Raw genomic sequence first — 18,530 nt, 5'->3', positions numbered from 1 at the left:
TGATTGTATCTTTGCAGCGCTATGATAAGAACACTTACCAAACAAGAATTACATAACCTGGCTATGAACATAGTTGGGAAAGAATTAGAAGAAAAAGGTTTCGAGTTTATTGCTATTAATAGCACTTTAGGCAAACACCCACAATTTGTATGTATAGATAAATCTAATCAAAGATATTTTGTGTTGGTTAAGGCGATTTCTTACCCGGATAATCCACATAATTATGATGTAATCTGGATGGAAGCTTTTAAAAAACATGCTAGAGAACAGGAAGCAAAAATATTCTTTGCTGGAGTTGGCTTGCAAAACCCTGTAGATCCAGGTAAACCTTTGTTGTTAAACGAAGAATATATTCTTGAGTATGCCGGATTACAGGTTATAGAAACGCATTTGAATTAGATAATTATGATAAAGAGAATTGTTGTATTGATTGCAATAGGATTGCTGATTTCTTGTAAAGAAAATCCAAAATTGCATCTTAACTATACCAACGGGAAGGCTTTTGGAACTACTTTTTCTGTTCAATTTATTGATAACTCAGAACAGGATTTTTCTAGCTCCTATGATAGTATAATTAAGGTTATTAATATGTCGATGTCTACGTATATCCCTAATTCTGATATTTCAAGAATTAACCAAGGGGATAGTGCAATTATTGTAGATGAACATTTTAGAAAGGTATTTACAACTTCAAAACAGATATATAAAGAGACAAACGGAGCTTTTGATCCAACTATAGGTATTTTGGTGAATGCATGGGATTTTGGTCCAAAAGGAAAAATAGTCTCTTTAGATAGCCTTAAAATTGATAGTTTGTTATGGTCAGTTGGTTTGCCAAAAGTAATACTTAAAGAAAATAAGATATTAAAGAATGATCCAAAAACATATTTAGATTTTAATGCTTTGGCAAAAGGATACGGTGTAGATGTTTTTGCAGAATTTCTTGAAAGTAAAGGCTTTGAGAATTATTTAGTTGAAATTGGCGGTGAGATTAGAGGTAAAGGGAGTAACCTTGTCAAACAAAAGCCTTGGAGGATAGGAGTAGAAGACCCTAATTTTGATGGAACACAATCATACAGTAAAATAGTCTCATTACGGGAGGGAGCTATGGCAACGTCAGGTGGATATCGAAAGTATAAAACAGACGAGAATGGAGAACGGTATATTCATATTTTAAATGCTAAAACCGGATATCCTTTAAAATCCAATCTTTTAGCTGTCTCCGTTATCACAAATACCTGTATGAAAGCAGATGCCTACGCTACAGCGTTAATGTCTATGGGGTTAGAACGATCAAAAATATTCTTAAAAACCCACCCAGAACTAAAAGTATATTTTATTTATGAAGATAAAGATACCCAGTTGAAAACACTTTCATTAAATGGTTTTCCTGGGGATTGAAATATCTCGCCTTAGCGCAAGTTTTTATCTTTTAGAATTATACTTTTCTTTCTTTTTCTTCTGATAAATAAGTATTCCAAGAAAAATAATGTTTAATAATCCTAGTCCCATTACCCAATACAATCTATGATCATGATTAAGTACGGGAGATGAATCCTCACTAGAAGTACCTTTAATATAGCTCTGGTGCGATAAGATTATATTAAAAATTGAGGGCATGATTTGAAGTATATTCGAGAACATAAGAGGGTTTATATTCGGGTTGTTATAAAGAGCGCAAAAATGTTGTTTTAATGATTAATCTAGTATATAACTTCTTTTTGAAGAGAATATTTTACTTTTATTTTTGAATTTAGAAATATTCAGTTAAATCAAATAATCACTTTATAAAGGTTAGGAATCAAATTTCTAAATACGGAGGGGAGAGAAGTATTTGTAAGCATTATGGTTTGTAGCAAACAGGAAGTATTTCTCCTTGAGCCAGACAATACCTATTTACCTCTTCTTTCATGAGGATATTAGTATAATCTATTTCTTCTACCTTAAAACCAATAATTCTTAATTTTTCAAAATAATCTCTGCCATATACTCTTACATGATCATATTGCCCGAATATAGCAGCACGTTGTTTGGGATCCGTAATCGTATCGTCTTCAAAAGTAATATCTCTATTTAGGTCTTGAGGGATTTGTAGAATTGCCATCCCGCCAGGTTTTAGAATTCTAAAAAGCTCTTGCATAGCCTTAGTGTCATCAGGTATATGTTCTAAAACATGATTGCAAAAAATGATGTCGTATTGATTATTTTTAAAAGGAAGGTTGCATATATCAGCTTTTATATCTGCCAAAGGCGAATTAAGATCGGTTGTGGTGTATTCTAAATGTTTTAGCTTTCTAAATCTTTTATAAAAAGCTTGTTCAGGAGCAAAATGCAATACTTTAGCAGGTGCGGTAAAAAAGTTAGTTTCTTTTTTTAAATACAACCAAAGTAGCCTATGTCGTTCCAAAGATAGCGTAGAAGGAGATAGAACATTGTCCCTTTGTTTTCCATACCCATAGGGTAAAAAGCGAGAAAAACTTTTGTTGTCTATTGGATCCGTATAAGTTTTTCCTTTTAAAAGGAAGGAAATTATAGGACGCGCTACATAACTCAATCTAATTAAGATTGGTCTAGGGATGGTGTTTAGTATAAGTTTAAAAAGTTTTTTCATCTTCAAAAGCTATATGCATAATGAATTAAGAAAATAGCTAGCAAAATTGACTAAACTGTTAGTAATTCCTGTCTAAAAGCATCCTCTTCATCTGATTCGATCCCCAGGGCTTGATAGATATATTTGAAGGTTGACAAAATTTCAGGTTTACCGTCAATAATAGCAACATCATGCTCAAAATGAGCACTGGGCTTACCATCTGCAGTAAGAATAGTCCACCCATCACGTAATTGCTTAATACGATGAGTTCCCATATTGGTCATTGGTTCTATGGCTACGACCATGCCTTCAATAAATTTTTTACCTCTACCTCGTCGACCGTAATTAGGCATCTCGGGATCTTCATGCATTTTTCTACCAAGACCATGACCTACTAATTCTCTTACCACTCCGTACCCGGCTTCTTCGGTAAATTTTTGGATAGCGTATCCTACATCACCAACTCGATTGCCAAGTCTAAATTGTTCGATACCGATATATAAAGATTCTTTAGTGATCCGAAGTAATCGTTCTATGTCTTCAGAGATTTCTCCTACAGGAAATGTATAGGCGTGATCACCATAAAAGTCGTTTTTAATTGCGCCACAGTCTATGGATATAATATCACCTTCTTCAAGAGGAGTATTGTTTGGAATCCCATGAACTACCTGAGCATTAGGACTCATACATAAAGTGTTAGGGAAATCATACAATCCTAAAAAACCAGGGATAGCACCGTGATCTCTAATAAACTCTTCTGCAAGTTTATCTAACTGCAGGGTGGTTACGCCTGGCTTAACTTCTGAAGCTAACATTCCTAATGTCTTAGATACAATTAACGCGCTTTCGCGCATTAATTCTATTTCTTCACGTGTTTTGGTAATAATCATAAGTTTCTAAATCCGCATTAAAAGAAGGCAAATTTACAAAGAATAATACTTGTTCTGCCCAACTGAAGGTTCCTATTTTAAGATTTGATCTTTATCATGAAATATTAATACTCGTTTTAATTCGTTTTTAGAGTAAATGTGCATGTTAATCCAACGCAAAAATCACGAGGAAGTTTATCTACTCCAAAAATTGCCCGGGAGTGTGTTCCTTTTTCTCCTAGTATCATTAAGAACAGATCAGATGCTCCATTGACTATTATAGGAGAGTCATCCCAATTTTCAATAGATCGATAATAGGCATCGATATGATTAAGACCTTCGATATTGTCGAACCCTACTTTTTTGTCTATCTGTGCTAATACATTTAAAGCACATAATTTCATAGCCTCATAGCCTTGATCTGTAGTGACGGTATTTCCTAGTTTGCCTTGGTACAAAGATTCATCATTAAGAATAGGAAACTGGATAGCTACATAGGCAATATTCCCTCTAATATTTACAGAGGCATAAGACCCTCCCGGAACAGAAGGAGAGGGGAGTTTGATTCCTAGCTCTTTTAGTTTTTCTTTGGGAGATATCATGGGTTAATCTTCATAAGAATGTTTATATGATTTATCCGAAATGATTGCCAGAATATCCTTTTCTAATGTCTCTCGGGCAAATTCTACATATCTACCCATTTCCTTTTCGTCTTTATAAAAGATAAAGGTAGGAACCCTCATAATATTTAGATCTTTTTCAAAACCTTCTGGAGTATCTTTTTCTCTAGATACTGTTATTAATTCCAGATTTTTATAGTCAAAATCGGTATTGTCCAGTATTTTGTAAAAAGTAGGGGTCTCTCTTTTGCTATCTCCGCACCATGTTCCCATAAATATTTTTATAGTCACACCTTTTAAATAAGGAGATAATTGTTTGATGGTGTTAGTATCTATAGTGTAATTCTCATAATTTTTATTAAACCAACTTTTGTATGGTTCTTGCTCAAGCGTACCACGACCTTGTTTTCCTACTAAAATTTCTGGTTTAGACACATCTTTTGTTTGTTGGGTAGAGCTGTTTTTTACGACTGTAGAAGTACTATTACATGATAGGGCAAGTACCGCAAGAGTTAATAAAAGTGTTTTTCTCATGTGTTTTAAATTGAATCAGTAATATATTACATATATAGAATAGAGATCAAACTTTATTATTTATGTACTTTTTAATAATGAGTTTTGGGTCATGGCATCCGGCTTTTTGATTCCCATAAGATCTAAAATAGTAGGAGCGATATCTCCTAAAACACCATCGTTTACTTCAATTTTATCAGTGTCAACCAAGATAAAAGGGACTGGATTAGTCGTATGTGCAGTATGAGGCGTGCCATCTGGGTTGATCATAGTTTCACAATTACCGTGATCTGCAATAAGAATAGTTGAGTATTGATTTTCTAACGCTGTAGTAAGAACATCATTTACACATTGATCTACCGCTTCGCAAGCTTCAATAGCTGCTTGCATTACTCCTGTATGACCCACCATATCGCCATTAGCAAAGTTTAAACAAACAAAATCTACATCACCCTTTTTTAGTTCGGGTATAAGTGCATCTCTAAGTTCATATGCACTCATCTCAGGTTTTAGATCATAAGTAGCCACTTTTGGAGAGTTTCTTAATATTCTGGACTCTCCTTTAAAAGGTTCTTCTTGTCCGCCAGAAAAGAAGAAGGTGACATGTGGGTATTTTTCTGTTTCCGCAATTCTAATTTGTGTTTTACCAGCTTCAGAAATAATCTCACCTAAAGTTTCAGTAATATTATCTTTATTATAAATAACATCAATACCCTCAAAATTCTCATCATAGTTAGTCATTGTAACATAATGAAGAGGGAGTTTGTGGGTGTTGTATTCGTGCATATCTTGTTGAGAAAGCATTTCTGTTAACTCACGTCCTCTATCGGTTCTGAAATTAAAAAAGATGACAACATCGTCATTGTTTATAGTGGCTACAGAAGCTCCTTTTTCCTGAATAGCTATTGGTTTTATAAACTCATCTGTAATATCATTGTCGTAACTTGTTTGAATAGTATCAATTACATTTGTACTTGGCTCCCCAATACCATTTACAATCAAGTCATATGCTAATTTAACACGCTCCCATCTCTTGTCTCTATCCATGGCATAATACCGTCCTATTACCGAGGCTAATTTACCTGTAGTTTTTGACATGTGATTTTGAATATCTTGGATATGTCCTTTTCCAGATTTTGGATCTACATCCCGACCATCAGTAAATGCATGAAGAAAAACATTTTCTAGATCATAAGTATTCGCAGCATCTAGCAAGCCTTTAATATGATTAATATGTGAGTGTACACCACCGTCACTTACCAATCCTAGTAAATGAATGTTTTTGCTTTTTTCTTTAGCATATTGAAAAGCTTTTTTTAAAACAGGCTCATCTTTTATCGTATTGTTTTTGACAGCGATATTGATTTTAGCCAAATCCTGATAAACTATTCGTCCTGCACCCAGATTCATATGTCCAACTTCACTATTTCCCATTTGACCATCTGGCAATCCTACATGAAGACCATCAGTACGTAATGAAGCGTTAGGGTATTTTGTATACAAACTGTCGATATACGAAGTATTTGCATGGTCAATTGCTGATACTTTAGGATCGGGAGATGTACCCCATCCATCTAAGATCATAAGGATTACTTTTTTATTCATAATGTTTTCTTAATAAAAGTTTTTGGTTGGTTGTAATGTTTAATCCGAAGTCTCAAAAAAAGAGACAAGGCGCAAAGTTACAATTTCGTTGATAAGCATACAAAAAGTGAGGGTTATTCAATCGTAATTTGTTCTTTATATAAACATCATTTGAATCTCCATTTTTATGAAACCATTAACGAATTTGTGTAGGGAAGGTTAAAAATGAGTTATTCTTATAATTCAGTCATTCATTATAAGAATAATGTAATTCATTTGCAGCGTCAAAAATTGACATTACGTAAACCAACATGAATTTATAAAAAGCAAAAAATGAAAAAATTATCAATTTTAGTAGCGTGTATGGCAATTAGCCTTGTATTTGCAAATGAGCCTGTTAAAAACCTAAAAAACTATAAGGTTGTAAAGACAGAGATTGTTAATGTCTCCCCTTTTTGTATTTCTATTGCTAAGGGAGACTATGAAATGGTGAAAAAAATGGTCGAGTTAGGTACTGAGATCAATAAAATATCTGAAGGGATGACTCCTTTGATGTATGCTGCACGTTATAATAGAGTAGAAATTATTAAACTTTTAATCGCTAATGGTGCAAAAATTAATATGAAAAATAGTAAAGGTTATAATGCAATCAAGTATGCTGAATTATCGGGTGCTAAAGAAGCTAAAGCATTGTTAATAGAACTTAAAGGAAAATAATTTTTTTGAATTTATCTTAAAAAGTGTTTAAGCCCACTATCCCTTGTGAATAGTGGGTTTGTTGTTTTTTGGTCTTGCTTTTTAAGTCTTTTTTTTACTTATTAGAAAGGTTAAAATTCTGTTATTTTCTTAGAGTAGGTGTAACAAAAAGAGATGTAGGGAAGTCATATAAGATATAAGTCAATCAAATAACGTAAAAATCAAATTTATTATGAAAAAATTAATTTTAGCTACCCTAGCGATCGTATGCATTAGCTCAATGAGTTTTGCAACAGAAGTAGAAATGACAACTAATAATAGTCATGATTATGATCTTGCCATTTATAAAACAAGTCCTTTTTGTATGGCTATTGTAAAAGGAGATATCGAAACAGTAAAAAAGCTTATTGATTTAGGTAGTGATGTTAATCAAAAATCTGATGGAATGACACCACTTATGTATGCTGCGCGATATAATCGTACAGAAATCATGAAAATGTTAATAGAAAAAGGAGCAAATATTAAAACGAAGGATAGTAAAGGGTATACGGCAATGAAATTTGCAAAATTATCTAATGCAAAAGACGCCGTAGCACTTCTAGAGGAACTGTCGTAGTTCTTTTGGATTAGGAATCAAATTTAAAAAGCTGCTTGTTTTTACAGGTAGCTTTTTTTTATTGTTTTTTGTATTCTTGTATTGCTTCTTTTATTTTTTCAATACGGTTCTCTGGATCAGGGTGCGTACTTTGAAACTCAGGAGTGCGATTAGGTCCCGCAGCTGCTTTTAATACTTTCATTACTCCGATCATTTCTTCTGGATTATACCCAGAATTGATCATAAATAAAACTCCTAGTTTGTCACTTTCCAATTCATCGCCACGTCCATTTCCTAATAGTACATTTGATCCAATACTGTTTACAATCCCCCCTGCGTCTGCACCAACAGAAGCGCCTGTTGATATCGTTTTCCAGAACTCATGCTCTGCTATCCTTTCTGCCGAGTGCCTACCCAGAACATGACCAATTTCATGACCTAATACACCAGCAACTTGATCTTCATTTTCTAATTTCGACAATAAGGCATAGGTGATAAATATCTGACCTCCGGGTAAAGCAAATGCATTAATGGTATTTGGGTCTGCTAACAAATGAAATTCATACTTGTAGGGAGTCTGTTTTGCCATGCTAGAATTGACTAATTTATTGCCAATCATGTCAATATAACTCTGTAGTTTTTGATCCGGATATAATCCGCCATGTTGCTGTGCCATTTCGGGAGCACTTTGTAGACCGATGGCAATCTCTTGATCACTTGTCATATTAATATTTTGAACCCTATTTGTGTAGGGATTTAGAGTCTTATTATTGCATTTCTTAAAAAAGGCAAAAGCTACAATTGCCAGACCTACAAGTATTCGGATTTTTAAACCACCGCGTCTCATTTAGAAAGTAATTTTAATATCAACTTTAAAGTTAACAAAATAAATAACAATAAGCACTAAATGAAGCCTGAGGAGTGGAGAAAAACGCTGATTTTAGAGTAGATAAGTGATAGATACTGAGATCAAGATTATTCTCATCGTTTTGTTACTACAAAAGCTTATTGCTAATGTAATGCATAACAATCCGTTAGTTAAAAAAGGATAGAAGCACCTCTAGGGATTAGGGTAGCTAAGAAAAATAATAACGAATGAAGTAATCGTATTAATGTGGTGTTTAGCGGTAAAACAATTGAGTATAATAATACTTTCCGTTTTCATCTTTTATCGCTGCAATACCAGTATGGGTAAAGTTTCCTTCAATATTTTCTCTATGTCCATCACTTTCAATCCAGCCTGCTACTACACTTTGAGCATCTGGATAGAAACTTGCTACATTTTCTGCAGAGGCGATAGCATTTTCTTTTTCATGTAAAGTGTCACCTCTGGTATCAAAATTATCATGGTTTATATTTTTTTTAGAAATCATATATCGCGTATGGTCAATAGCCAATTGTTCCGCAGTTTCATTTTTAATCAAAGCAGTTAAGCCTTTCACAGAGCGATATTCATTTACTAATTTTAATATTTCATCTGTAATAGAAACCTCGCTAGGTGTCTCCTCTACAGGGGTTTCTTCTGAGTTTTCGTCTATAGGATTATCATCATTAGAGCAAGATAGTGCGCTAGATAAAATAACAAAAGCGAATAAACACTTTATTAGGGAGGTTTTCATGTACATGGGGTTTTATTAAATAACTAGGGTTATCCAGTTTTAGTATATGACTCTATAATAATTCTGGATTGATATCAGATATATTTTCTGTTATATATTGTTCGATAAAGTCTTCAGTAAAAAAATCACTACCAAGCAAATTAGCTTTTTTTAATTCTGAATTGATATCAAGTTTTTGATATTCTTTTAGCATTGGTATAGAAAGAGGTGCGTAAGAATAATGCCATGGTTCATATTTAAATCCTTTTCTGTCTACTTTGTCGGTATACACAAGGTAGAAACCAAAGGAGTTTGCATATTTGTCCATCCATTCTTTAAACTTACAAAAAGGACCATTACCTTCAAAATTTTTTGCAAGAAGCAATCCTTTGGGTTGAGGAGCATTACCATCCACAATATCTAAATCGGTCCCCCAATGATGTCTTGAAGTTCCCGGAATTGTCGAATATTCAACAATTTTTCTAATAGCACTAATAGGGGATAATCCGCCACTTGTGAATTTTTTGTATTTACGCTCCCAAATACGATTTTGATGGGCATAATTTCTATAACTAGAAACTACTTTTATTTTAAATCCATTTTTTGATGCTTCCTCCTTCATTTTCACAAAAGCCTCATAAGCTTCTTTTTGAAGGCTGTATCCATTACCAAATAAAGCGGGGTCACTTTTTCCCATTAAATCATCTTTAGAAAATTTTGATTGAAGCATAGAAAATGAAGATAGCGAAATCCCCAATACTCCTAACGCGCTAGCGCCTATAAAATTTCTTCTCTTCATAAGTTCCCTCTTGGATTAATTAATCATGATCGTTTATAAATGAATTATTCCAGAATACCGTCTACAATTCCGTATTCCAGTGATTCTTTTGCATCCATCCAATAATCACGATTAAAATCTTTCAGTACTTTGTCAAAATCTTGTCCACAATTATCGGCTAGAATTTTGGCACTTAATTCTTTGGTTTTTAAGATTTCAGCAGCTTGAATTTCAATATTAGAAGCTTGCCCTCTTGCCCCTCCGCTAGGTTGGTGAATCATCACTTTTGCATGAGGTTGAATAAATCTACGCCCTTTTTCGCCTACACTTAATAGGATTGATCCCATTGATGCGGCTAATCCTGTGCAGATAGTAGATACCGGACTTTTTAAACTCTTAATTGTGTCATACATAGCAAACCCAGAGGTAACATACCCTCCAGGGCTATTGATGTATAATTTTATCTCTTTATCACTTACCATATCCAAATACATAAGCCGATCAATGACATGTTTGGCAGATTTATCATCTACTTGCCCCCAAAGGAATACGCTGCGCTCTTCAAGAAATTTTTTATCAATCAGATCCTGTGTTTTTCCTGATTTTTCTTTCATCTTTATAGTTTTTTATTCTTTTATATTTGTTCGTAATGGTTCTAAGTATTCTTATAATCGTAAGTTAGAACGGTATAAGTTGGTATGTTTTTTTATTTTAAGAATTGTTCACATCCGTTGAGATAAATGTATAATTATTTTTGCAGAAAAACATCATATCGATTTGGCATTTCACAAAATTTTAAATTAAGCTTTTTTAAAAGAAGTATATCTAGCTAGAATCTAATCTTGTATTTAATGAAGAATTAATCTTTTAGAGAAGTAGGGATTGGGTTCTTAACATGTTTTTAAAAAACTTTGGAATCTATACGACTATTCTAAAATTATGATATCTGTCTTTTTTATGATAATATGCTTGTTAGTTTGATTGAGAGACCGTTACTTTTTGAATGGCAACCAAAGAAACAGGAGAGAGACTAGGAGTTGTGGCATTGTTCATTGTACGACTATCATCCTCTAATGTAGTAAATGTATAGACTGGATTTGTTCCTGGGTTTTGGTCAATCATACTTATAACCGTAGTCGTTCTACCAGAGTAGGTACCACTATCATCCATATGTAGACCACTACCTTCACCTATTTGAGTTCCATTCCTAAACACTCTTATATGAGGATGTGCCCAATGATTTCCAGTATTATTGGCAACGGCCATAAGATCTATTCTTACATGATCAGGGCTTCCTGTATAACTTATTGTACTAGGGTTAGCAAAACTCCACCCAGTATCAGCTCTAGTTTGATTTACCTGTAAAGTCCCATTACTGTGTATGTCATTATCATTTACTTGACCTGCCCATACAAAAGATTGGTCAACTGATACTGTAGAAGAGCCTGATCCATTACTATTAATCTGCTGCCAGAGTGTGCCGTCACTTTTTATCCACAACACAGATTCACTTAAGATGGTAGTTTGATTTGAATTGGTCAGATCCCTGTAAGTACTTATTGTTCTATTAGCATTAGTGCTATTCTTTAAAATATAGGTTCTGCCTTGGCAAGTGTTAGCGTTTGGTAATGTGATATTATGTGCACCAGTAATGTGTATTGTATGGTGGTTTTCGGTTAATGTTAGATTTCCGGTAGTACTAAGTATTGAAGTCGAAAAAGAACCTTCTAGTTGTAAAGTTGAATTTGCAACATTATAACCTGTTGTAGGATCGTCATAATCACTATCTACTGGAACTTCCTGAGGATTAAGATTGATTCCAAATCTAGTTGTAGCATCAGCAGTACCATTACTTCCTTGTACTCTAAAAAATTCTCGATGAAATTGCCCACGCCTGTAATCATATCTTTTAAAAACAATAGGTTCAGGACCATCATCACCAATTATAAATTCTAGTTTTCCATCATTAGCAGGTCCAGCAGAACCTATTTCAAATAAATCTGTTCCCCCAGTACTTCCCTTTAGTCTAAAACTTCCGTTTGTTGTTGTAAAAAACATTGGTTTATAAAATGAAGCTCCTGATGCAGCAAATTGAATAGCGGATGTATTACCATCTCCGTTAACATGTACCATCGGTTGGTCGTTATCCGTATAATCAGGGAATCCTTGTGTTAGCCCTAAAGTTTGTCTTCTACCAAACTGTAATAAGGGTAAATTATTAGATCGAATTTCCATTTTGACATCATCTATATGTCCTAAGAAAGAAGAAGTTGGTAATCCTGTATTTCCATTTACTAACCAGTTATCATTTGTAGTAGCGACCCAGTTTGTGCCATCAAAAACAAATATTTTACTTTCTTCGAGGTTATATAAAATTGATCCAGTAGTTGCACCCGTTACACCATTCATTTCTACATTGGTAGCAGCAGTAGGTAATCCCATTACAGAATATTGATCAAGCTGAGAAAAAATAATTCCAGGGAAGATAAATAGGAAGAGTACTATTTTTTTCATTTAATTAATAGTTTAGATTAGTGCTATCCATTATATAAAATGATTTAACATAATTCGAAAGTTAACTATTTATTATTTTGTTTGCTCTATAATTTGTTTTTAAAATTGTGAGTAAAAAGAATATTGAAGTTAATCGTAACTAATGATCCTGATAGGGTAGGAGATTACTATACAGAGGATTACATGTTTATATATAAATATCCAGAGCGATCTTTTTCTCCCTTAATTTTTAAGATATAGAAGTAGGTTCCTACTGGTAGTTTCTCATCTTTGGCGATTGTAGCTCTACCTTCAGAAATACCACCCCAGGAGTTGTCGTATCCTTTTTTGTTATATACTTCGACACCCCATCTGTTAAAAATGGTTAGTTCGTTGTCAGGAAATTGGGCAATACCCTGTATAATAAAAGTGTCATTAATCCCATCGCCGTTAGGAGACAATGCTGTGTAAACTTCGATATCTCCATCCAATAAAATATCTGATGTACCAAAAGTAAGGATAGTATAGTTGTCAGGTAGCATTAGTTCAGAAGTGATTTCTCCACTATTTAAATCTCCAGATACTTCGGCATTCCCTAGGCTAACCCACTGATTTAAGTTTTTATCCCATCCTACAACCCTAAGATTTTGTAAATCATCAACAAGAGTTGGTATATTGCTGTTATCGTCCCACGTAAGTGTTACTCTGGTTTCAATATCACCGTCCAAATCCCAAAACTCAAAAGTGCTTACACCAAATAATACATTGCTAAAATTGTTAGTATCAAAATTTTCAGTAAAAAAATTGGGTGAATTAGGATCTTCAAAGAAGTAGGCACCGCGTGCAGTATTAGTTGCAGCCTGATTTTCAATACGCATTGGGCGTAATCTGAAGTCATCACCTACAGGGAAAGTGAAATCTAATAAACCGGTAATAGAAGCATATCCATCTACATATCTATCATCATTTTCACCTAAATAAGGAGCATCGCTTATATAATCTAAAGAAATTGTGTTTTGATCTCTAGGTGTCTGAACTCGTCCATTTACAAATTCTTGAAAATTGTTTACACCAACTGCTACATCTAGAAATAAATCATCAACTACATCAATTTCCATGTTATGAAAAACAGGGCGTGAATCTCCGGATACATTAAGATCTCCAGAAGCATTATAAAAGCCTGCAAGACCTAGGTTTTGGTCGAAAGTTCCATCATTGATCAAATCAGTATGAAAACCAATTTCTCCTTGATCGTGAATCTGGATATTTCCATAGTTGTGAAAAGCTTGCTGGGCTATTGCAATGTTAGCAAGAAAGAAGGCGGTAATAAGAGTTAATTTTTCCATAATTATATTAGGGGTATACTGTTGTTATGGTTTTACAGTAAATATGTTATGGCAAATATATTATTTTTTGAGACAAAATCAAGTTTACTTACGATAAATTGCATGAAAATATCGATAAAATGCATTTTTTTATGGTTAAAGTGCATTTGTTTCGTAAAAGATGATTTTACTTACTAGTAAAAAATAAACATTTTGACGTACAAACATATGAAAATAAATTAAATGCTTTTAAAATTATGTTAATTTTATTCTTGTTATTGAAGAAATCGTACATGTTTTTATGGTTTATGAGTCGAATTACAACTGTATAACTTACAGTATTTTATGGTTTTCGCCTCTTTTGGAAATTTCAACTTTATCTTTGTAGGTTTTTTACTACAATATTTTTGAAATATGTATTGGTGTATAAATTGAAACAGTTTTGGCATACTAAACTGCTTAACTTCACTAAAATTTCTATCCAAATTGGGTATGAAGTCCTTTTTTATATTCTTGTTAAGATTTTGAGTAATAGTTGTTTTGCAGTTAATGTTTGGGTTGAAACGCAAATAGAAAATGTTGTGTTAATTTGTGTTTTAGAATTTAAAGGGGAGGGGGGATGTTTGTATGCTGTTGTACCAAATTGTTTAAATCAATTTAAGGTTTAGAATAATATGATTTTACATTATAGATATAAGAGTAATATTATGATACGTAATTCAAAATATTTTTGAGTTACTTAGTTGGTAACTCGATAAGTTATTCGTCTATTGGTAATCATTGTTCTTATAATTACGTTTAGTATTCCAGTTGTTGTGCCAGCAAGAGGGATGTTTTGGTCATTAGAAATATCAGCAGATGAAACTGTGTTCATTAGATTTCCTATTTCTGTTCCTATTACATCAAAAGTAAAAGTACAAGAGTTACCCGCAAGTAAATTTACATTTGAGATAGTAAAATTATCAGAGCCCGATATAGCGTTTATTGTTCCTCCACAAGAGGTACCGGCATCAGGAGATGTCGAAATTCTCATTCCCGAAGGGAGATTATCTGTAAGCGACAGGTTAGTGAGATCTACACCGGTTGATGGGTTGTCTAATACAATAGTGACTGTAGACTCTTCACCATAACCTATAGTAGTAGGAGAAAAATTCTTACTGGCAACGGCTGGGAATGCTACTTCTGTAGAAACTGCAAAAACTCCTCCCCATATTCCTTCATTTGCACTCCCTAAGCCAACATTTAAGGTAGTAGCATTGTTAGGTACAAGACCAGTGGCATCAAACATATCTATGTCCATTCCCCAGTTAAAACTTAGATTAGGGCTTCTTCCTCCAATATCGACTCCAAATTTGGATATCGTACTATTTAGGGTGTTATTTGCTGGGTTTAGCGCATTTGAAAGAGCTGTTCCATTTATAGAGACAAAATCTCCAATTTGATTTGCTTCACCATCAAAGCCAAAATACCCTGCATCTGTATCAAACGCCCCTGTAGAGGGAGTTAGGAGTCCAGTGACAGTAAATGCATCATTAGCTCCAAATCCAAAAAAATCAAAACCATCCCAGATACTTACACTTCGAGTTATGTCTGCGGGATCCTCAAAAATTATTACCATAGTCCATCCTCCATATGGTCCAGTGAAAGAACTACCTGTCATTAATGGTATATCTGCAACCGTATATGTTCCAGAACCTGAACTTTGGACAATAGAAGTTACATCTGCATAGGACATAAATGTATTCCATCCTGCAAAAGTAGTAGTTTCTATATTAGTGATACTAGCATCAATAGTAGTGTATCCGCCAGCACCAGGTTCTCTAAATTGTACTTGTTGTAAGCTCAACGAGGGGTCTGGGTTTGTTATTCCTCCGAATGTAGAGTTGTAAGTACCCCCCCAGTATAAACCAGCCCAAGTTACAGTTGCGCTTGCAGGTAGGGTAAAATTAGCGCTACTAGAGTTTATAGTGGTTCCATCTACACTTGCGTAACCCATTACAACCGTAGGGTTATTAGATGTTGGAGTTCCCGGACAATTAGCGGTACAGATAAGATTAGTATTACCAATCATATCAAAATTACCTCGTACATTAACAGCAAAACGTTCCTCATATGGTCTAGGGTTTTCGATCTCAATATCCACTATAGTACCTGTGCCTTGATCGCTAATATCTACAGAAAGATCACTTACATTAGAAAAATTGATAAAAAATGTTTCATCACCTTCTATACTAATGTCATCCAAAATAGAAACGATTATAGTTTCTGTATCTCCAATAGTTCCAGAAAAAGATAATGTTCCACTTGTAGTGGTGTAGTCAGTACCCGAATTTGCTGTATTGTCAGCTGTGGTATAATCAAGAGTAAAGCCACCAGCAGTACCTACACCAGTATGTGTTACTGTAAAAGTAGCAGTTCCTGCGTTTTCATCGACTGAAATATCATTAATATCTACTCTCGGTGTTGGTTGAATAATATCGAATGATATAGTAGTACTTGTGAAAAAATTAGGGAATGACTCTAGAATTAGAACACCATCCTGATATACTCGAACATAACTTCCCGCACCATTCCAGCCGTCACCATAAGTGTCTTCTAATAGTAACGAATATCCTGTGCCATAAGGAACACTTGCATATGCCTGCGGAGTTCCTATGTTGTTATATGAAGTGTTTGAAGAGCCATTGAAACAATCAAAAGGATTACAGATAGTTGGGCTAATTGTTACATTTGAAGGATTTCTAAAAGTAACTCGGTTTTCAGAAGACCATGATTGCCAGTTAACTTCAATTTCAATCAACGCTTGACCATAAGTGCTAAAATTACTAGCCGCAATAGTGATAATTGTAATAAGAAATCTAATATGTAGGTATTTGCCCATCAATTTTTATAATATTAATTTATTTCACCACAAACACAACATTAATTAATGAATTAAAATCTAAAGGTTGATCAATTACTGTGTATGTTAAAACTCCATTAGCATCAATGCTCATTGTTCCTGTGTTAAAAACCAAAGGATCTGCATAAGTAACATAATAATATAATTCATTTGCAGCATATACTGGTATCGAAGGCGCACTTGGACTTGATGCAGTAGGTGATGAAAATTGAGCTGTATATTGAGCATATAAGTCCAAAGTAAAAGTGCCGTTAGTTGCTACAGAAACTTCAATGGATGGAGGGTAGAATACTCTTGCAGCTGCCGAAGTAATAGGAGCGATAGCCTGTATTACTTCTTGAACAGTTGTTTCATTAGTTGGAGTAGTTTCTCCAGCCTGATCAACATCAATTGGTGTTGTCAAATTTACTTCAGAATCTTCCTGGTCATCTGAAGCTGTTTGCCATCCATTGGTAACTCCAGTGTAACGATACATTTTTTCATCTGCCAAGTTGTAAACTACTGAACCTATTTGCGGGCTTACAATAGCATTTATTTCGGCTAAGTTAGTGGCTGATGGTAGTCCCATCAATGCATTAGCATCTCCTGTTCCAATTTGGGAGTATACACCAATAGGTAGGATAAAGAGTAAAACTATAATAATTTTTTTTTCCATTTAATGCTTTTTCGTACTTGTTTTTTTAATGACTAATAAGTAGGTTTTAAAAGTCTAATACTGTAAACATAAACTCTAAGTCAATATCGTCTTTTTGGTTAGCCCCATTGTCACTGTCTCCAATGTTAATTTTAAATCCAGTAGTAAACTGGTCATAGTATGTAATACCTGGGTCATCATAATCTGCCCCCGTATTACCAGGACAATCACCTCCACAATCAAGTGTTGCAAGTTGGATAATATAATTATCATCTGGCATTGGGGATGTGAACGTTATTTGATAGTCACCTTCATTAATCCTAGTGACTGTTGCATTTAATATTTTAAAAGCAGTACCATTACCGGCTACTTTACCCATTGCTTTAATAGGACTAGCAAAGAAGGCTCCACCATCTGTTCCAATAGTAATTTCATTACCTGTATTTCCACTTACAACATTAGCTGTTTGTACATCTGCAGTAGGAGTGTTTTCATTAGTGTATGTTATTACTCCTGTTGTTGTATTCTGCGTTAAGTTAGTAACAATGTTTGTTGCTGGGTCGCCTGTTGCTCCGGTAGGACCTGTAGCACCCGTTGCTCCAGTCGCACCATCTGTTCCATTAGTTCCTGCTGCTCCGGTTGCACCTGTAGCACCTGCTGCTCCAGTAGCACCTGTTGCTCCGGTAGGGCCTGTTGCTCCGGTTGCACCTGTTGCTCCTATAGAACCTGTTGCTCCAGTCGCACCATCTGTTCCGTTAGTTCCTGCTGCTCCGGTTGCACCTGTAGCACCCGTTGCTCCGGTCGCACCATCTGTTCCGTTAGTTCCTGCTGCTCCGGTTGCACCTGTAGCACCCGTTGCTCCGGTCGCACCATCTGTTCCGTTGGTTCCTGCTGCTCCGGTTGCACCTGTAGCACCTGTAGCACCCGTTGCTCCGGTCGCACCATCAGCACCGTCTGTTCCGTTAGTTCCTGCTGCTCCGGTTGCACCTGTAGCACCCGTTGCTCCGGTCGCACCCGTTGCTCCGGTCGCACCATCAGCACCATCTGTTCCGTTAGTTCCTGCTGCTCCGGTTGCACCTGTAGCACCCGTTGCTCCAGTCGCACCATCTGTTCCGTTAGTTCCTGCTGCTCCGGTTGCACCTGTAGCACCCGTTGCTCCGGTCGCACCATCAGCACCATCTGTTCCGTTAGTTCCTGCTGCTCCGGTTGCACCTGTAGCACCCGTTGCTCCAGTCGCACCATCAGCACCGTCTGTTCCGTTAGTTCCTGCTGCTCCGGTTGCACCTGTAGCACCCGTTGCTCCAGTCGCACCATCTGTTCCGTTAGTTCCTGC

General features: G+C 35.1%; 19 protein-coding genes. 4 read left to right on the top strand and 15 right to left on the bottom strand.

Annotation, left to right across the window (positions count from 1 at the left end; all coding sequences use genetic code 11):
• Positions 1-21: 21 nt before the first annotated feature.
• Both C1X07_RS19375 and C1X07_RS19370 read left to right on the top strand, forming a co-directional pair.
• Positions 22-399 carry a Na(+)-translocating NADH-quinone reductase subunit F gene (locus C1X07_RS19375; RefSeq protein WP_103071695.1) on the top strand — a complete coding sequence of 126 codons (378 nt, stop codon included), beginning with the start codon at positions 22-24 and terminating at the stop codon, positions 397-399.
• A gap of 6 nt (positions 400-405) precedes the next feature.
• On the top strand, positions 406-1,401 hold the full coding sequence (locus tag C1X07_RS19370; RefSeq protein WP_103071694.1) for an FAD:protein FMN transferase: 996 nt from the start codon (positions 406-408) through the stop codon (positions 1,399-1,401).
• A gap of 24 nt (positions 1,402-1,425) precedes the next feature.
• Here the strand turns inward: C1X07_RS19370 and C1X07_RS19365 are convergent, their stop codons facing one another.
• From C1X07_RS19365 to gpmI, 6 genes are all read right to left on the bottom strand, one after another.
• Entirely contained in the window at positions 1,426-1,620 is a 195-nt protein-coding gene (locus C1X07_RS19365) for a hypothetical protein (protein ID WP_128755329.1), read from the bottom strand.
• Positions 1,621-1,843: 223 nt separating this feature from the next.
• Positions 1,844-2,611: a class I SAM-dependent methyltransferase gene (locus C1X07_RS19360; protein WP_103071692.1), complete on the bottom strand. Its 768-nt coding sequence runs from the start codon at positions 2,609-2,611 to the stop codon at positions 1,844-1,846.
• Between the two features lie 50 nt (positions 2,612-2,661).
• Complete coding sequence (gene map, locus C1X07_RS19355; RefSeq protein ID WP_103071691.1) at positions 2,662-3,480, bottom strand: type I methionyl aminopeptidase; 819 nt, start codon at positions 3,478-3,480, stop codon at positions 2,662-2,664.
• Positions 3,481-3,596: 116 nt separating this feature from the next.
• Complete coding sequence (locus C1X07_RS19350; RefSeq protein ID WP_241507293.1) at positions 3,597-4,061, bottom strand: RidA family protein; 465 nt, start codon at positions 4,059-4,061, stop codon at positions 3,597-3,599.
• Between the two features lie 3 nt (positions 4,062-4,064).
• Positions 4,065-4,613, bottom strand: a complete 549-nt coding sequence (locus C1X07_RS19345; protein ID WP_103071690.1) for a thioredoxin family protein — start codon at positions 4,611-4,613, stop codon at positions 4,065-4,067.
• A 60-nt stretch (positions 4,614-4,673) separates the two neighbouring features.
• Positions 4,674-6,197: a 2,3-bisphosphoglycerate-independent phosphoglycerate mutase gene (gpmI, locus tag C1X07_RS19340; RefSeq protein ID WP_103071689.1), complete on the bottom strand. Its 1,524-nt coding sequence runs from the start codon at positions 6,195-6,197 to the stop codon at positions 4,674-4,676.
• A 312-nt stretch (positions 6,198-6,509) separates the two neighbouring features.
• Between gpmI and C1X07_RS19335 the strand changes: the two genes are divergently transcribed.
• Both C1X07_RS19335 and C1X07_RS19330 read left to right on the top strand, forming a co-directional pair.
• The gene (locus C1X07_RS19335) at positions 6,510-6,893 is read left to right on the top strand and encodes an ankyrin repeat domain-containing protein (protein ID WP_103071688.1); all 384 of its coding nucleotides are present in this window, start codon (positions 6,510-6,512) and stop codon (positions 6,891-6,893) included.
• 211 nt (positions 6,894-7,104) lie between these two features.
• Complete coding sequence (locus tag C1X07_RS19330; protein ID WP_103071687.1) at positions 7,105-7,488, top strand: ankyrin repeat domain-containing protein; 384 nt, start codon at positions 7,105-7,107, stop codon at positions 7,486-7,488.
• 58 nt (positions 7,489-7,546) lie between these two features.
• Here the strand turns inward: C1X07_RS19330 and C1X07_RS19325 are convergent, their stop codons facing one another.
• From C1X07_RS19325 to C1X07_RS19280, 9 genes are all read right to left on the bottom strand, one after another.
• Positions 7,547-8,314 carry a M48 family metalloprotease gene (locus tag C1X07_RS19325; protein WP_103071686.1) on the bottom strand — a complete coding sequence of 256 codons (768 nt, stop codon included), beginning with the start codon at positions 8,312-8,314 and terminating at the stop codon, positions 7,547-7,549.
• A 274-nt stretch (positions 8,315-8,588) separates the two neighbouring features.
• Entirely contained in the window at positions 8,589-9,086 is a 498-nt protein-coding gene (locus C1X07_RS19320; RefSeq protein ID WP_164914204.1) for a CAP domain-containing protein, read from the bottom strand.
• 52 nt (positions 9,087-9,138) lie between these two features.
• Positions 9,139-9,864, bottom strand: a complete 726-nt coding sequence (locus tag C1X07_RS19315; protein ID WP_103071684.1) for a M15 family metallopeptidase — start codon at positions 9,862-9,864, stop codon at positions 9,139-9,141.
• A 44-nt stretch (positions 9,865-9,908) separates the two neighbouring features.
• Positions 9,909-10,457 (bottom strand): ClpP family protease, encoded by a 549-nt coding sequence (locus C1X07_RS19310; protein ID WP_103071683.1) that lies wholly within the window; start codon positions 10,455-10,457, stop codon positions 9,909-9,911.
• 358 nt (positions 10,458-10,815) lie between these two features.
• Entirely contained in the window at positions 10,816-12,357 is a 1,542-nt protein-coding gene (locus C1X07_RS19305) for a hypothetical protein (protein ID WP_103071682.1), read from the bottom strand.
• 179 nt (positions 12,358-12,536) lie between these two features.
• The gene (locus C1X07_RS19300; protein ID WP_103071681.1) at positions 12,537-13,682 is read right to left on the bottom strand and encodes a gliding motility-associated C-terminal domain-containing protein; all 1,146 of its coding nucleotides are present in this window, start codon (positions 13,680-13,682) and stop codon (positions 12,537-12,539) included.
• A 718-nt stretch (positions 13,683-14,400) separates the two neighbouring features.
• Positions 14,401-16,542, bottom strand: coding sequence for a DUF7933 domain-containing protein (locus C1X07_RS19290; protein ID WP_103071679.1), 2,142 nt, complete (start codon positions 16,540-16,542; stop codon positions 14,401-14,403).
• Positions 16,543-16,561: 19 nt separating this feature from the next.
• Entirely contained in the window at positions 16,562-17,218 is a 657-nt protein-coding gene (locus tag C1X07_RS19285; RefSeq protein WP_241507292.1) for a hypothetical protein, read from the bottom strand.
• Between the two features lie 46 nt (positions 17,219-17,264).
• Positions 17,265-18,530 (bottom strand): hypothetical protein (locus C1X07_RS19280; RefSeq protein ID WP_206604256.1); only part of this gene is annotated, 1,266 nt, incomplete at its 5' end.

This window comes from Aquimarina sediminis, assembly GCF_002895435.1.
Taxonomy (GTDB): domain Bacteria; phylum Bacteroidota; class Bacteroidia; order Flavobacteriales; family Flavobacteriaceae; genus Aquimarina; species Aquimarina sediminis.
This window is presented reverse-complemented; position numbering and strand designations above follow the sequence as displayed.

What these genes read in the sequence shown, in the direction of transcription:
- C1X07_RS19375 (WP_103071695.1), top strand. Translation starts at nt 22, where the DNA reads ATGATAAGAACACTTACCAAACAAGAATTACATAACCTGGCTATGAAC.
- C1X07_RS19370 (WP_103071694.1), top strand. Translation starts at nt 406, where the DNA reads ATGATAAAGAGAATTGTTGTATTGATTGCAATAGGATTGCTGATTTCT.
- C1X07_RS19365 (WP_128755329.1), bottom strand. Translation starts at nt 1,620, where the DNA reads ATGCCCTCAATTTTTAATATAATCTTATCGCACCAGAGCTATATTAAA.
- C1X07_RS19360 (WP_103071692.1), bottom strand. Translation starts at nt 2,611, where the DNA reads ATGAAAAAACTTTTTAAACTTATACTAAACACCATCCCTAGACCAATC.
- map (WP_103071691.1), bottom strand. Translation starts at nt 3,480, where the DNA reads ATGATTATTACCAAAACACGTGAAGAAATAGAATTAATGCGCGAAAGC.
- C1X07_RS19350 (WP_241507293.1), bottom strand. Translation starts at nt 4,061, where the DNA reads ATGATATCTCCCAAAGAAAAACTAAAAGAGCTAGGAATCAAACTCCCC.
- C1X07_RS19345 (WP_103071690.1), bottom strand. Translation starts at nt 4,613, where the DNA reads ATGAGAAAAACACTTTTATTAACTCTTGCGGTACTTGCCCTATCATGT.
- gpmI (WP_103071689.1), bottom strand. Translation starts at nt 6,197, where the DNA reads ATGAATAAAAAAGTAATCCTTATGATCTTAGATGGATGGGGTACATCT.
- C1X07_RS19335 (WP_103071688.1), top strand. Translation starts at nt 6,510, where the DNA reads ATGAAAAAATTATCAATTTTAGTAGCGTGTATGGCAATTAGCCTTGTA.
- C1X07_RS19330 (WP_103071687.1), top strand. Translation starts at nt 7,105, where the DNA reads ATGAAAAAATTAATTTTAGCTACCCTAGCGATCGTATGCATTAGCTCA.
- C1X07_RS19325 (WP_103071686.1), bottom strand. Translation starts at nt 8,314, where the DNA reads ATGAGACGCGGTGGTTTAAAAATCCGAATACTTGTAGGTCTGGCAATT.
- C1X07_RS19320 (WP_164914204.1), bottom strand. Translation starts at nt 9,086, where the DNA reads ATGAAAACCTCCCTAATAAAGTGTTTATTCGCTTTTGTTATTTTATCT.
- C1X07_RS19315 (WP_103071684.1), bottom strand. Translation starts at nt 9,864, where the DNA reads ATGAAGAGAAGAAATTTTATAGGCGCTAGCGCGTTAGGAGTATTGGGG.
- C1X07_RS19310 (WP_103071683.1), bottom strand. Translation starts at nt 10,457, where the DNA reads ATGAAAGAAAAATCAGGAAAAACACAGGATCTGATTGATAAAAAATTT.
- C1X07_RS19305 (WP_103071682.1), bottom strand. Translation starts at nt 12,357, where the DNA reads ATGAAAAAAATAGTACTCTTCCTATTTATCTTCCCTGGAATTATTTTT.
- C1X07_RS19300 (WP_103071681.1), bottom strand. Translation starts at nt 13,682, where the DNA reads ATGGAAAAATTAACTCTTATTACCGCCTTCTTTCTTGCTAACATTGCA.
- C1X07_RS19290 (WP_103071679.1), bottom strand. Translation starts at nt 16,542, where the DNA reads ATGGGCAAATACCTACATATTAGATTTCTTATTACAATTATCACTATT.
- C1X07_RS19285 (WP_241507292.1), bottom strand. Translation starts at nt 17,218, where the DNA reads ATGGAAAAAAAAATTATTATAGTTTTACTCTTTATCCTACCTATTGGT.